At 39.7% G+C, this 14,017-nt stretch carries 12 protein-coding genes; 1 reads left to right on the top strand and 11 read right to left on the bottom strand.

The features are described from left to right. Positions 1–7 precede the first annotated feature (7 nt). From IGI41_RS04770 to IGI41_RS04755, 4 genes are read right to left on the bottom strand one after another with little or no spacing between them, the layout of a single operon-like run. Positions 8–1,357, bottom strand: coding sequence for a glycoside hydrolase family 1 protein (locus IGI41_RS04770; protein WP_430611738.1), 1,350 nt, complete (start codon positions 1,355–1,357; stop codon positions 8–10). Next, the gene (locus IGI41_RS04765; RefSeq protein ID WP_430611736.1) at positions 1,354–2,235 is read right to left on the bottom strand and encodes an ROK family protein; all 882 of its coding nucleotides are present in this window, start codon (positions 2,233–2,235) and stop codon (positions 1,354–1,356) included. Before IGI41_RS04765 ends, IGI41_RS04770 begins: the two co-directional genes overlap by 4 nt. Positions 2,236–2,254: 19 nt before the next feature. Then, the gene (locus IGI41_RS04760; RefSeq protein ID WP_430611734.1) at positions 2,255–3,589 is read right to left on the bottom strand and encodes a PTS sugar transporter subunit IIC; all 1,335 of its coding nucleotides are present in this window, start codon (positions 3,587–3,589) and stop codon (positions 2,255–2,257) included. Between the two features lie 12 nt (positions 3,590–3,601). Beyond that, the gene (locus IGI41_RS04755) at positions 3,602–5,812 is read right to left on the bottom strand and encodes a glycoside hydrolase family 3 N-terminal domain-containing protein (RefSeq protein ID WP_430611732.1); all 2,211 of its coding nucleotides are present in this window, start codon (positions 5,810–5,812) and stop codon (positions 3,602–3,604) included. 102 nt (positions 5,813–5,914) lie between these two features. Here IGI41_RS04755 and IGI41_RS04750 point away from each other — a divergent pair, with 102 nt between their 5' ends. Next, positions 5,915–7,087, top strand: a complete 1,173-nt coding sequence (locus IGI41_RS04750; RefSeq protein ID WP_430611730.1) for a helix-turn-helix transcriptional regulator — start codon at positions 5,915–5,917, stop codon at positions 7,085–7,087. A gap of 106 nt (positions 7,088–7,193) precedes the next feature. On the opposite strand, the gene IGI41_RS04745 is transcribed toward IGI41_RS04750, so the two are convergent. The 7 genes from IGI41_RS04745 to xrtG form a co-directional block, all read right to left on the bottom strand. Continuing rightward, positions 7,194–7,871: a Firmicu-CTERM sorting domain-containing protein gene (locus tag IGI41_RS04745; RefSeq protein ID WP_430611728.1), complete on the bottom strand. Its 678-nt coding sequence runs from the start codon at positions 7,869–7,871 to the stop codon at positions 7,194–7,196. A 109-nt stretch (positions 7,872–7,980) separates the two neighbouring features. Further along, positions 7,981–8,997 carry a GGDEF domain-containing protein gene (locus tag IGI41_RS04740; RefSeq protein WP_430611726.1) on the bottom strand — a complete coding sequence of 339 codons (1,017 nt, stop codon included), beginning with the start codon at positions 8,995–8,997 and terminating at the stop codon, positions 7,981–7,983. Positions 8,998–9,165: 168 nt separating this feature from the next. After that, a complete protein-coding gene (locus IGI41_RS04735; RefSeq protein WP_430611724.1) occupies positions 9,166–9,873 on the bottom strand; it encodes an EAL domain-containing protein in 708 nt (235 codons plus the stop codon). Further along, on the bottom strand, positions 9,870–11,414 hold the full coding sequence (locus tag IGI41_RS04730; protein ID WP_430611722.1) for a TIGR03766 family XrtG-associated glycosyltransferase: 1,545 nt from the start codon (positions 11,412–11,414) through the stop codon (positions 9,870–9,872). Before IGI41_RS04730 ends, IGI41_RS04735 begins: the two co-directional genes overlap by 4 nt. 13 nt (positions 11,415–11,427) lie before the next feature. Continuing rightward, complete coding sequence (locus IGI41_RS04725; protein ID WP_430611720.1) at positions 11,428–11,799, bottom strand: 6-carboxytetrahydropterin synthase; 372 nt, start codon at positions 11,797–11,799, stop codon at positions 11,428–11,430. A 6-nt stretch (positions 11,800–11,805) separates the two neighbouring features. Next, entirely contained in the window at positions 11,806–13,140 is a 1,335-nt protein-coding gene (locus IGI41_RS04720; protein ID WP_430611718.1) for a TIGR03111 family XrtG-associated glycosyltransferase, read from the bottom strand. Further along, positions 13,140–13,742 (bottom strand): exosortase family protein XrtG, encoded by a 603-nt coding sequence (xrtG, locus tag IGI41_RS04715; protein WP_430611716.1) that lies wholly within the window; start codon positions 13,740–13,742, stop codon positions 13,140–13,142. Before xrtG ends, IGI41_RS04720 begins: the two co-directional genes overlap by 1 nt. Between the last annotated feature and the right edge of the window lie 275 nt (positions 13,743–14,017).

Genomic DNA, 14,017 nt, shown 5'->3' with positions numbered 1-14,017 from the left:
TCATTTGCTAACATCCATTGTTTTTGATGACTTCTTGATACCAATAAAAACTATCTTTTTTATAGCGTGCTAAATCCAATAAGTCTTCATCCGTTCGACGAACATAGACAAATCCATAGCGTTTCTCGATGCCTTCATGGGTACTGATCAAATCGATCGCACTCCACGGGCAATAGCCAATAATATCGACACCATCTTTCACAGCCAACGCCATTTGTTCAATATGTTGCTGCAAATAATCGATCCGATACTGGTCATGCACTGTTCCATCAGCAGTCAAGGTGTCTTTTGCGCCAATCCCATTTTCTGTGATCAAAAGTGGTAAACGATAGCGCGAATAAATCTCATTTAATGTGAACCGAAAGCCAACTGGATCAATCGGCCAGCCAAATTCAGTGGATGGCAAATGTGTATTGGCAACGGATTGGAAAAATCCAGGGATCCCAAAACCTGATTGTTGATCAATCTTGTTTTCCTTTTCATAATAAGCCGATACAGTCATCGTATTATAATAATTGAGGGCAATATAATCACAAGTACCTGCCGCCAAAATTTCTCGGTCGTTTTCTGTGATGATGGGTGCTGCACCAATACTTTCTAATAAGTGCCAAGCATTGTGATTGTATGTGCCATAGACAGCCACATCCAAAAACAGCCAATTTCGCAATGCACTCATATACAAAGCGGCCAACTGATCTTCAGGTTTGTCTGTTGCAGGATAAACACTCGCAATATTCGGCGCTGGACCAATTTTTCCTGCGTACCCTTTTTCATGGAAATGCTTCGTTACTAGCGCTTGGGCAACAAGCATATGATGGTTTTCTTGAAACTTCTCTTTCATTGACTTATTGCTTGTGCCAATAACAGAACCAGCAAGGGCCATCACATTTTGCTCATTGATCGTCTGCCAATAAGGAACCTTCTGCCCAAAACGATCAAATAGCACCTGACAATATTCAGCAAACGCGTCAATCGTTTGGCGATTTTCCCAGCCGCCTTTTTCTGCCATATAAACAGGTAAGTCAAAGTGAAATACAGTGACGATTGGCTCGATTTCTTGGCGAATCAATTCGTCGATCAATGATTCATAAAATGCAATCCCTTGTTCATTCACTTGGCCATTTGGCATGACGCGACTCCATGAGATCGAAAAACGATAGGCTTTCAATCCAAGCTCTTTGAATAGTTTTACATCTTCTTTAAAGCGGTGATAATGGTCGATTGCTACCTTGAAATCAGTTGTTCCTTCTGGTATTTCCTTGATATCTTGTACAGAAGGCCCTTTGCCGTCTTCGTTCCAAGCACCTTCAACTTGATACGCACTCGTTGATGCGCCCCATAAAAAGTTCTCTCTCATACATTCGTCCCCTCCACTGCGCCAATCAAATTTGCATCTGCTTTAAATGCTGCAGCTTCAATCGGTATTTTTTGTACTGTTTGTTCGATGATTGGTGAAACTTGAAAAAATTGGTTGTATGCCTTGTTGACTGTTTCAATCAACAGCTTCTGCTGACTGATTCCCCCGCCGATGACTATTTTTTCTACATCCAAAATCGTTTGCAGATTAAAACAGATCACAGCCAGTTCGTTGCAATAAGCCTGAAATATCTTTTTTGCTTCCTCATTCGTTGTCTCTTGAAGCTTTTCAAAAACCAAGGGTCCTTCTGCTGGCATATCAAGTGTGTTTGCAAGTTTCGTAATCAACACCACTGCCGAAAGACCTTTGCCAACAAAAGAATCCACACCCAAAATGGCGCGATCGCGAATCAAAAAGCTGATTTCTCCCGCTTGCCGATGCGTCCCTTTAAATAATTGACCATCAAGAACGAGCCCTAAACCAACGCCGGTGCCCAAAATAAGGGCCGCAGCATTCTTGGTATTTTGTAAATTCCCCTTCATCAGCTCACCTAGCGTAGCTGCTTTGGCATCATTTTCAACGGCTACTTGTCCTGAAAAGAAAGGACGAATAAGTGCTGGCAAGTTCACTTGATTCAAATACGGCAGCGCCCCGCCAAATTCAACAGTGCCGCTGTCAGTAACAGCACCTGGCACAGCTAAAGCAACCTTTTCAAAGGTTGCTTCTTGCTGATGATCCTCGATCAATTCTTGCAGTAAATCCGTGAACGCCAATAGATTGGTTGGTGTAGACACCCGTTTTTTATCAAATAGCTTAGACTCGTTGATCACTGCTGATTTAATAAAAGTCCCGCCAATATCGATACTTAATGTCTTCATTTGCTTCCCTCTTTGTCGTCTAAGCTTGGATTTCTTCTTTCACGTTGTTTCCAGATTCTGCGCTTGCTAAAGCACACTCTAACTCATACTCTTTTTTGTCTGCGATCTTAATAAATGGATACCACATCACGATCCCAATAGCAAAACAGATCAGCATAATAATGGTATAATTCAATCCGCCCGCAAATGGCATTTTAACAAAAGTTGGTGTTGTCCATGGCAATAGTGACATCGCTGGGTTAAGTGAAATAGGTAAAATCGTGCTTGTTAACCCCCAAGTAACGAACCCAGCAATCAATTGTGTGAAGACTTGTGGAATAAAGAAAATTGGATTCAAAATAATCGGCATCCCAAACATCAATGGTTCTGTGATATTAAAGATCGATGGCACGAAAGACAATTTGCCAAGTTGCTTCATTTTTGCTGATTTACTGCGAATCATGAAAAATGTGACAAACCCCATAAATCCAGCTGCGTACATCCCCATATAAATCACTGATGGCAACAAGTAAGGTAAATCTTCTCCGCTTTGGAAAGCTGCCATATTCCCAACGATCATCGTCATACTGATTGCCCCAAGCGGTCCTTGCAATACAGCGTTATGGATACCGAAGAACCACAATACAGCAAGTAGTTCCATGATGATAATGATTGAAATCGGACTAGCAACTAAAGAGTTCAACGGTGCATTGATGACATCAATAAAGAATTGAAAAATACTGCCAGATGCTGTATAGCCAAATCCGATACGGATACAAAAGACGATGATAAAGATGATCGTCACGACAAAAACCGGCGCCAGTGATTGGGTAACCATCGGCGGCACACTTTCTGGTAGTTTGATCATCAAATTTTTCTTGGACAAAAAGGCATAGAATCGTGTCACCAGCAATGCTACCAACATACCAATGAACAGCCCTTGTCCACCAAGATAATCCAGTCTTAATGCACCGATTGCTTGTTCTGTTGCCTCACCGTTTTGCGTCACAGTTGTCATGATTTGTTGTGGCATCAACATAATAAAGCTAGCCAAAGAAATCAATGCTGCATTTCGTTCATTGGTTTCCAATTGTTTTGCATAAGAAAAAGCCAAGCTATACACAACATAGATCGAAAAGACGCCAGTCACACCATTTGTGATTGCTTCAACGTGTTGGTAGATGCCGATGCTCGTTAAATAATCAGTCCAGCCTGGTATTGGAAAATTACCGATAATTGTCAAGACTGCGATTCCTAACGTTAATGGACTCGTGCGAATAAACCCTTCCATCAATGCAGCTAATACTTTGTTTTGTTGTAATTTGTGTGTCAGTGGCAATAGTCGATTTCCTAAAAATGCTTCTAATTTATCCATGTCAAATCTCCTTTAAGTAAGTTTTATTGTCTGGTTTTCATACTGCCCGAGCACATCGAGCTGTAAAACATAGTCGCCTGAATCAATATGGACTTCTCCTTGATTGTCAAAATAGGCACAGGCTGATTTGGGTATGTCCATCGTCAGCGTTTGCTGGGTATCTGCTTGTAAAAATACGTGCTGTGATGCGATCAAACGTTTGACTGGCTGCACAATGTCCGCTGGGCGATTCAGTACATAGATATGCGCTGTTACCCAGCCGTCTCGGTCACTCACATTTTTGAGGACATAGTGACAGCGAATCAAATCTTGGTGTACTTTTGCCGATTGCCAGCGACCCATAAAATGCGCATAACTCAATCCAGCACCAAATGAAAATAAAGGTTCATTTGTTTCATCAATATATTTAGAAACAAAGCGCTCGCTATGGGTGCCCTCATTCATTGGTCGTCCCGTAGACGTTTGTGCGTAGTAAACCGGGATCTGCCCTTCATTTTTCGGAAACGTCATCGTCAGTCGAGCAGACGGACTGGCTTTGCCTGTTAACAGATTCGCAATTCCTTGGCCTCCCATCACACCTGGAAACCATGCAACAAGTAAGCTGTCAAAGTAGGGTTCTACTTCAGTTAATACTAACGGACGGCCCGTATAGAGTAAACCAATGATTGGTTTATTTAGTTCCGCTAGTTTTTTGATCAACGTGATTTGTTTGTCCGGCAAACGCAGCTTGGTTTTTGAGGCTCCCTCGCCACTTTCTAAGAAATGTTCACCGATTGTTACAAGAATCACATCAGACTTTTTGGCTTGTTCAATCGATTGTTCCAATAGGAATGCTTCATCTTCGATCGGACCATTCAATTGTTCAAATCCAGGTTTCAATGGCCCAAACGAATCATAACTTTCATAAAGATTGAATCCTCTGGAAAAATAGAGCTGATCGGCATCAAATTGCGCTAACAACCCAGATTTAAGGGTGAAGACATCGGAAGATTTGCCGCTGACAGATGCCCAAAATCCCAACGTAAAATGGCTTTCAGCATACGGACCAATGACTGCCACTTTCTGTTCTGTCCTCGGCCTTAATGGAAGCGTCGATTCATTCTTTAACAATACACAGCTTTTTTCAACTAATGTTGTCGCAACCGCTTTGGCCTCATCAGTTAAAATCTCACCTGTATTGTCTTGCGTCAGGCCCCGAAACGGATCTTCGAAAAGGCCTAATTTGTTCTTCAAAACCAATATGCGCCATACTGCTTCATCCAATCGCTGGGCAAACTCCGCTTCTTTGACTAACTCAGGTAATGCATTGGCATAGGTGGCGGTCATCATGTCTAAATCAACCCCTGCAATTAGACCTTTTCTTGCTGCATCTTTGGCATCTTTCGCATAACCATGGGTTGCCAATTCTGCAATGGCTGCATAATCCGACACCAATACACCCTCGAACCCAAAGCGTTCGCGTAAAATCGTCTGATTTAACCAGTGATTGCCTGTTGCTGGAACACCATTCAACAAATTGAAGGCAGTCATCACTAATTCACAATTGGCTTCGATAGCAGCTTGATAGGGCTGTAGATATTCATTGAATAATTTTTGATTGGATAATTCCACTTGATTGTACTCACGCCCGCTTTCAGGCGCCCCGTAGGCAGCAAAATGTTTGATGCAGGCTGCTACATGGTTTTCTTTGAGGTACGTCTCCTCCTCTCCTTGATACCCTTTCACGACACTTTTGGCAAATTGTTTACTCGTATAAACATCTTCTCCCGGCGATTCCATCACACGCCCCCAACGCGGATCGCGCACCAAATCAAGCATCGGTGAAAATACAACATGAATACCGCTCAAATAACTTTCCTGTGCCGAAAGCTCAGCCGCTTGCTGAATCAGATCAAAATCATAAGAACCGGCTTGTGCTAAAGGAATCGGAAAAATCGTACGAAAACCATAAATAATATCTGACATAAATAATAACGGAATTTTATGCGTACTATTGGCGAGCACATCTTTTTGAATCTGATACAGTTTTTGATGATCGTTTACATTATAGATCGAGCCAATTTCATAGAAGTTTGGCTCACTGTCAAATCCCAAATCTTTGGCAGGTCCTGTCTGCATCACCCCGCTTTCTACAAAGAGATCTCCATTCAATTGAATCGTTTGCGCAATCTTGTCAGTGATCGACAAGGATGCAAACAATTCTTTTAACTTATGTTCTTTCATCTCACCCTCCTGCAAACGTTTTAAATTTCACGTTGATTATATAAAGATTTCATATTAAGATATACTAAAATAAATGATTTTATATCAAAAAAGGAGAAACTGATGGAATTTGACGCACTCGCACTGATTTTAAAACGACTTTATCATAAATATCTCATTCCATTATTTGTGATCGATGACACTGGTCACATCATTATTCCGCAGCACTCTGATTGGACTATTGATTATCTGAATCAAGATGATCTAACATTCCCATCCAATCAGATGGTTTTCTTTTATGAAGATCGCGACTTCTTTTTTTGTACGTTTCATTGTACATTCGCTCATCACAAGCATTGTCAAGTGTTGGTCGGACCTTGTGGCGTGTTAGGCACCCGAAGTGACACATTTACTTTCCATGACCATGATTATTTAGCTGGTGTGCATTACGCAAAAGAAACTCAGCAAGCTTTTGTAGCCTTTATTGAACTTCTGTATGCCTTATTGACTGGTCAAGTTTTGAATGAAGACCAACATAAGTGGAATTATCGAAACCGCAGCATCACTGCCCATACAGAAACCATGCTGACAGATAATTTATACAATCGACGATCTGAAGATCCTTTTCTTGATTCATTTGAGTTTGAAAAAAGATATGTTGAAGCGGTACGTCGAAATGAATCGGAAAAAATCGAATGGTTATTCCAAAAGGCAAATTACACCTACAACTCAGAACTGTCTCACAATAAAATTGAACACTTAAAATATAAGTATTCTGGACTGATCACCATTTTGACTCGAGTCAGTGTGAATGAGGGGGTTCCTGTGAATCAAGCCTATAGTTTATCCGATTCATTGATTCAAAAACTACAAAAAATCCATACGATACCAGAATGCATGTCTCATATCAAAGAAACATCCTTGCTTTTTATGGCACTTATCCATGATTTTCCTTACGCTGAAACCAATTTTTTGGTAAGGGACTTGTTGAACTACATCGATGCACACATCTATGAACGGATTACATTAAAGGATTTAGCAGCGTCTGTCCAAAAACATCCAACCCATATCACTGCTGAATTTAAAAAAGCACTGGGGCAAACGGTTCATACGTATATCAATCAAAAAAAAGTCGCCGAGGCAAAACACTTATTGCTGTTTACCGATAAAAGCTATAAAGAAATCGCTAATTTATTGAATTTTTCTAGTCAAAGTCATTTTATACAGATTTTCAAACAATTTGAAAACCTCACACCTTTAGCATTTAAAAATAAACATGTCACAACGATTTTTTAAGCAACTGCAACAAAAAAACATCAAAGCTAGTCGTTTTTACTAACTTTGATGTTATTTTGCTGTACCAAATATCAGACTTTATTTATAGTGTTGATCAGACGTTTGTTTAATGACTCGTTTGAGGTGATTTTCTCCTAAACTTCCAGAAAGCGTACCCCACGATCACCACTGCAATGCCAGCAAGGAGCCAAGGTCCTGTGCTTCCTCCAGTCACAGTGATCGTTTGCTCGCCTAAATTGCTGTTGCTGTAGGTGATCGTTTGACTGCTAGTTGCTTCTACTTGCAATTGTTCGAAAGGAATCGCTACTTCTACTTCATCCGAGTAGGAAGTGTCACTAAAATCGGTTTTTACCCGCGTCAATTTACCTGGAATCGTGATATTGACTGAGTTGTCTTCTGCCCAAAAATTGACTTGAACGTCTTTTGTTTGGCCTACAACAGATAAGTCTTCGCTGGAAAAAGTCCCATTAAATGTCATCCAGAAGACCTTGTTCCCAATTGTCAACTTATGTCCGCTTGGTTGTAAATTATGGTAGTTATGCCCTTCTGGTGCCATATTCAAATAAAAATAGAGATTTGCTTCATCAGTGACTAAACTGGCATATTTAATATTCTGTCCATTTTCATAGGAAAAAGACAGTTCTGTCACTGGCAGACTCGACCAGTCACTAAAATCACCATCAATCACAATACCGTATTTATTGGCTGCATGGGCGTCGATCGGTAAAAAAACACCTGCTACAAATAAAATACTGAGAAACAATGTGTAATATAATTTTTTCATCATTTTTGCTCCTTCTCCCCCTCTTTAAACAAGCGAATCACTGCTTAAAGAAGTGGACACATTCCATTTTTTGACATACAGATAAGCAGAAATAGACATTGGTTTTTCGCTAAGAATGATGCAGCATCTTGCCTTCCATAAAAATGGCGTTGCGTCCTTCTCTTTTGGCAATATACAAATACTTATCTGCTCGCTTGTAAAGATCCTCTTTACTGGTGTCTGATTTTTGGCAACGGGATACACCGGCCGAAATCGTGACACGTACTTCCTTGCCATGAATATTCAAGGAAAAATCACCGACTCTTTTGCTGATGGTTTCTAGTATTTCAGTGATATCATGTTGACTTTTTTCTTGAAACAAGATGCCAAATTCTTCCCCGCCAATTCGAAAGACCTGGCTTTCCATTTGGTATTGAAAAAGGGTTTGACTAATGATTTTAACAACGTTTTTTATAATGATATCTCCCGTGTCATGGCCATAATGATCGTTGATTTGTTTAAAAAAGTCAATATCGATCATAGCAAAAACCAAATTTTCATTTGATCGGGATAGTGCAAAGCGTTGGCTGAACTCACGATCAAAACTTAAGCGATTCCCCACCCCAGTTAAAAAATCGGTTCGGGCTTCGAGCGCCAAATGATCAAATCTTGCCAATTGTTTTCGCACCAATTTATTGATGAAACGAACCAACAACATCAGGAGAACAAAATTTGCTAGAAAGAAAAGAAATCCTGTGAATTTAAAATCCAATGCTGGATACATCTTCAATCCCCACGATGCACCGTAAAATAGTGTCGAAATAAAGTAGATGCCAATGGTGGTTAAGTTTTTTTCTTTTAAGTATAAGACAATTTGACAGCTGAGATAGATCAATCCGATCGCAACAATAGCTACTATATAGTGCCGAAAGGTCTGGTACTCCCCTCGGTATATATAATAAATAGTGATTGCAACTGCAGTGAATACATTTAGGTGCATCATCAGTTTTCCTTTAAGCATATGCACGAAGTAAAAAAGGACGATCAATTGCAGATCCATATTCTGAATCAGCACCGTATAGCCCTCTCGCAGTATACCTAAAGAAAACACAGGCACCCCCTGCAAAATCACTAAACTAATGAGCACGATACAAATCCAAGCTATTTTTATCAAGATTCTTTTAGTTTTAAAAAAAACAGATTCTTTCATCGACAAATAAATCAAATAGTCAAGAAAAACAACACCCAACACAACAATAAGACGAAGGACTGTATAATATATCCATATAATGATAGCCATCACACAGCACACTCCTTAATAGTCGATGGTCAGAATGTTTTCCGGTGTCGAATAAAGATAACCTTGATGGTAGCAAGAAATATTTGTTTCTAACCAATGCGCAAATTTTTGGTTTTCAATTCCCTCAACAACAAAGGTCTTATCCAACTGATCAGCAACACTCGCATATAACACAATAATTTTTTGAAGGATCTCTTCTGACACCTTCTTCTGAAAAGACAACGATGAAAATTTGATGATCTGAAAATAATGCTGCAACTCAAGTACATTGTCTAAAGAATTGATCCCTTGTCCAATATCATCCATCGCAACTCTATAGCCAAAATCAGCAATTTTTTTGAATGCTTCAACATTCACAGCAGAAAAGTAGGGATAGTTTCGCTTAATAGGAGGTTTTTCTGTTATCTCAATGATCAATCGCTGTTTGTATGTCTTCAATCCATCCAACAAAACAAATGTCTCCTCGTATTCCAACTCTTGCGGATCTATGTTAAAACTAAAACATTGGGTCGGATTGGATAATAAGATACGGGGCAATGTTTTTTGTAACCATTTTACATATTGTTTATGTTCTTCTTGTTGACAGATCATGGTCAAATAAGCATCTTTGGGGAAAATATTTTTATCCGCTTCTTTTCTAAGCAATAACTCAAAAAACACAATTTCCTTTGTTTCAGCATGATGGATCCCCTGTCCATAAAATTTCAACTCATCATAATTCATGATTTATCCCCCTCGGCCCTTTGATCCAATGTAAAAATTCTTTTGAGAAAATGTATGCTACCGTCCATAGAAAGACTTGCTAGTAGTAAAAACAGAGGCAAGAATTGGATCAGATACCGACTGCGTCCGCCTTCAAATAAAAGCAGGAACATGAAACCACCAACGATGCTCAAGCGAAGCATTTGTTCATATTTACTTTGTCGCTTCCAGCCCATGACAATCATCAATAAGCAGATGACCCACCACAATTGCGCAACAAATCGAAAGTCTGCAATGCGTTTTCCATACAAGTAATATCCTTCTTGCAGCCAGCGGGTGAATCCTTCTCCATCTGGCGTCTCTCCGTCTTTGATGAACGAACCTTCTTTTAGCCAGGCAAAGGTGCCATCCGCTGTATTGTTTTTATGTTTTGTCCAAAGGAAACGAACATAGCCAACAAAACCTTTCTCATGGAGCCGTTCACGAATCTTTTCTTTAGAATAGTCGATTTTTTCCTGTTTTGTCGGTAATTTCGCCATAGCCAGCGCATCTTCAGGACTATAGCCACCATCTTTTGTCAAGCCGATATTCATAAAATGAATCATTGGGATCCCGCGCTCCTCATCAATTGCGATGTACGTTTGTTTGTCCAATTGATGCTGACAGACGGCATATGTCATTCCCGCAGTGATCAATGTCAACGTCAGAAAAACCAAGCGCCCTTTTGATTGCCACTTCTTCGCAAAAAAACTGACCAGTTCAATCAAGCAAACTGCAATCAAGAGAATCAACACAGAAGGCTTGATGAAATAACCTACGACTGCAGCTATCCCTAATCCCACTGCCCCCAACGATTTATATGTTGCAGAAAGGGCTTCTTTCGTCATCAGCCCATAAAAGAAGATGCTCGCCGACACAAAAGGCAAGACCCAGGTGTCAGTATAAGGAACAATGATCCAAGGAAAGACTATTAACCAAATACCGTGAAGGTAGACTGCTGGCAACAGGTATTTTTTGCTTAGTAAACGGATCGTCAACAAATTGAATACAGCGGAAAGATTGACTAAAAACAAGGTAACATAGTCGAAAAACAGCCATGATGTTGTAGAAAACCACTCAGCCAGATGATGTTGCCACAAAAGAATCGGCAGATTATTTTGATTCAAACTATAATAGGCAATGATCTCAGGATTGGTCGTATCAGTCAATGCATCATGAATCGCTGAGACATCCCAACCAATTGCTGGATGTAAAAAGGAGACAAACACAATTTGCCAAGCCAACACGCCTAAAACAAAAACAGCCACTGTGATCGAGCGATGCTTGATAAAAAGCCAATAAAAAAACTGTTGCACTTTCGGATAGCAATAAAATGCAATGATCAGAGCAATGATACCTATAACGAAATAAGTCGTTGCAAAAGTCGTACTTGTCCCAAAGACCGCATTATCGCCAATCGTCAAATTCGGTGAAGTCAAAGCAAATACCAACGCCAAACCAGTGAACAAGAAAAACAGCGCCTTGATGATCCTATTCCCAGCTATAAACAATTTCGATTTCATTTTTCACCTCGATCTATGCTTGTTTTTCGATACAATAAAATCGAGTAGGCGATTCACCTACTTCGATCCGAATCAACTCCGTTTGGATCGTTGCCAGTCTCAGGGATAATTGGTCATAGAAATAATTGGTCACATTTTCAACGGATGGATTGATTTCCAAAAATGGGGGCACTTCATTTAAGAAACTACCGGAAAAGGGTTGGAAGAAATCTTTTAGAATTCCTTCTATTTCTTCGAACAAATGCATCTCATTCCCATAGGACTCGATTTCACAAATAATTTCCCATGTATGATTATGCTTGGCACCCATTCCCCCTTCCCAGCGCATTGCGTGACTCGCATTGACATGAGATTTGAATTTATAGATACAGCGTTTTTCTGCCATTGGTGTTCACTTCTTTCTTATTTTGGTTATATCGTGGGTGATGGTTTCTTTTATCTGGGTCATTTCCTTGGAAAAAGAGGTTGTATTCCATTTTGCGGGTGAAGTGATTCCGTTAATGATCCCAATCAATCGAAACCATGAAACAAGGAAATTATACAATGGAAAAGTAATCACTTGTCGCCAGAGTTTCAAATAGAATCTCTGGTCGGATTTGAAAGACTTCAACAGCAATGAAATACTGATAAACTTAAGCAGTGAATCAAAGAAATAAAGCAGATAAATAAGTACATAGGACAACAACAATATCTTGGCAGTATAGCCAAAAAACAATAAAACGACGCTAGCAAATAGCCAGATCATTTTGGGGAAAATGAAGGTATGGTCAATGATCAGACGACGCACCAAAAAGTTTTTAAAGAAATGGCCCAAACCAACTTGTTCATCGGAAAAAGCTTTGGCTACTTCCATTTCGCCTCGTTGCCACCTCTGTCTTTGGATATACAATTCGTCGAAACTTTGGACCGGTTCAACATAAAAAATAGCATTTTCGCACAAGGATACTTTTTCTTTCAGACGATGTCGGATCTGAAAGGTCATGTCTGTATCTTCGCCTAAAGTATCTGTATTGTAGAGATATGTGTTGATCAGTACTTCTTTTCTAAAACCAGAGAAAGCACCTGCCATTGTGAACAGCTGATTCGTCAGTGCCTCTACACTCCTTCCCGCCAAAAAGGACTGTGCATATTCAATATACTCACTTTTTTGCAACCAGCGAATCAACGGTGATTTGGTGTTCTTGATTGCTTCTTCTTGTGTGAGGACCGTGCCAGACATTGCAGAAATACTGTAATCATTTTCAAATTTCAGCACCATATTCATCAATGCCGTAGGCGACAAGCATCCATCGCTATCAATATTGATGATATACGTACCGATGCTTTCATAGATTGCAGAATTCAATGCTTGTGCTTTGCCTTTTTCAGTACGGATCCAATGCATATTCAATTGATTGAACTGATTGTGTGCCTCATTGAAAACAGCAAAACTGTCATCCGTACTCCCATTGTCTGCTAAGAGAACTTGGATATTCTCGTTAGGATACGTAGACGCATCTATGGAACGAATGCAGTCATACAATGTAGCCGCCGAGTTATAGACGGGTACGATTACTGAGATAAAGGGGAGTTTTTCAGGAATATCCAGCTGTTTTTTCTGAAATTTTTTCACAAATAAATAACAAGTTGAATATATGCCTGGAATAATCTCCACAAGCAATGGAATCAACAGCCACGTGAGCCAAAAACCCATCTGTGTCAAAGTTAAATTCAAAAGATAATCCATCAGTGCCCCCCTCTTTCAAACAAGCGATTCTTCTTTTCATATAAACTTTTGGCCACTTGAGAATACGTGAACGTATGGTAATACAATGTGATCACTAATCCATAAAAGACCAAACGACCCAAAATAGAGTGGGCTAAGAAATAGGTCCCACTGCCGCCAAAATGAACGAAAGCCACGACAAAAAGCAACCTGATGACATTACTTGCAAAAATCCAGAAAGTGCCAAAGAGGGCATAAAAAACTTTTTCTTGTCGATTGTATAAAGGATAAAAGGTCAATAAGCCCAAAAAAGCTGCTGTTTCGATCACACCCGAACATTCATAATCCACATACAAATTCATTTGCTCTTTTGCACTATGAATCACAATCAAGCTATATTGGCTAAAATCTTCGGTCATATGGAACCAGGAGCCAAACAAATCAACTGCTTTGATGACCAATTGTGTCAAATACCAGACCCAATAGGGACGGCTGAAGAGAATCAGTAAATAAAACAGGCCGACACTTCCCAGAATATAATAAAAAGCCGTGAGTTTGGAACGCTTCATCACCGACAACAAATACAACCAAACAATTATTCCGATCAATACGTATATATTCATTTTTCAATCCTTTTTTGAATTCTTTTTTTCGATCATTTACCATGAACAACTATTGCACCACAAATGAGTATCTTTATGCGTCCTAGACTACCCTTTTGCCATGCATACTTATTCTATACCTTTTTATTTTTTGTTACACCCAAAAAATGTAAATCTTTACTTATTTTCAGAAAACAGCTCGTTTTCACATTGTAAGTCCGGTCTGTTTTCTTGGCAATACATTCTTTTGATTATGAAAATCATCTCATTTTAGCAACCCCATCTGTAAATGCCAA

The sequence above is a fragment of the Enterococcus sp. DIV0876 genome, from assembly GCF_050529585.1.
In the GTDB taxonomy this organism is placed as follows: domain Bacteria; phylum Bacillota; class Bacilli; order Lactobacillales; family Enterococcaceae; genus Enterococcus_D.
This window is presented reverse-complemented; position numbering and strand designations above follow the sequence as displayed.

Coding starts and splice junctions, on each gene's coding strand:
- IGI41_RS04770 (WP_430611738.1), bottom strand. CDS start 1,357: ATGAGAGAGAACTTTTTATGGGGCGCATCAACGAGTGCGTATCAAGTT.
- IGI41_RS04765 (WP_430611736.1), bottom strand. CDS start 2,235: ATGAAGACATTAAGTATCGATATTGGCGGGACTTTTATTAAATCAGCA.
- IGI41_RS04760 (WP_430611734.1), bottom strand. CDS start 3,589: ATGGATAAATTAGAAGCATTTTTAGGAAATCGACTATTGCCACTGACA.
- IGI41_RS04755 (WP_430611732.1), bottom strand. CDS start 5,812: ATGAAAGAACATAAGTTAAAAGAATTGTTTGCATCCTTGTCGATCACT.
- IGI41_RS04750 (WP_430611730.1), top strand. CDS start 5,915: ATGGAATTTGACGCACTCGCACTGATTTTAAAACGACTTTATCATAAA.
- IGI41_RS04745 (WP_430611728.1), bottom strand. CDS start 7,871: ATGAAAAAATTATATTACACATTGTTTCTCAGTATTTTATTTGTAGCA.
- IGI41_RS04735 (WP_430611724.1), bottom strand. CDS start 9,873: ATGAATTATGATGAGTTGAAATTTTATGGACAGGGGATCCATCATGCT.
- IGI41_RS04730 (WP_430611722.1), bottom strand. CDS start 11,414: ATGAAATCGAAATTGTTTATAGCTGGGAATAGGATCATCAAGGCGCTG.
- IGI41_RS04725 (WP_430611720.1), bottom strand. CDS start 11,799: ATGGCAGAAAAACGCTGTATCTATAAATTCAAATCTCATGTCAATGCG.
- IGI41_RS04720 (WP_430611718.1), bottom strand. CDS start 13,140: ATGGATTATCTTTTGAATTTAACTTTGACACAGATGGGTTTTTGGCTC.
- xrtG (WP_430611716.1), bottom strand. CDS start 13,742: ATGAATATATACGTATTGATCGGAATAATTGTTTGGTTGTATTTGTTG.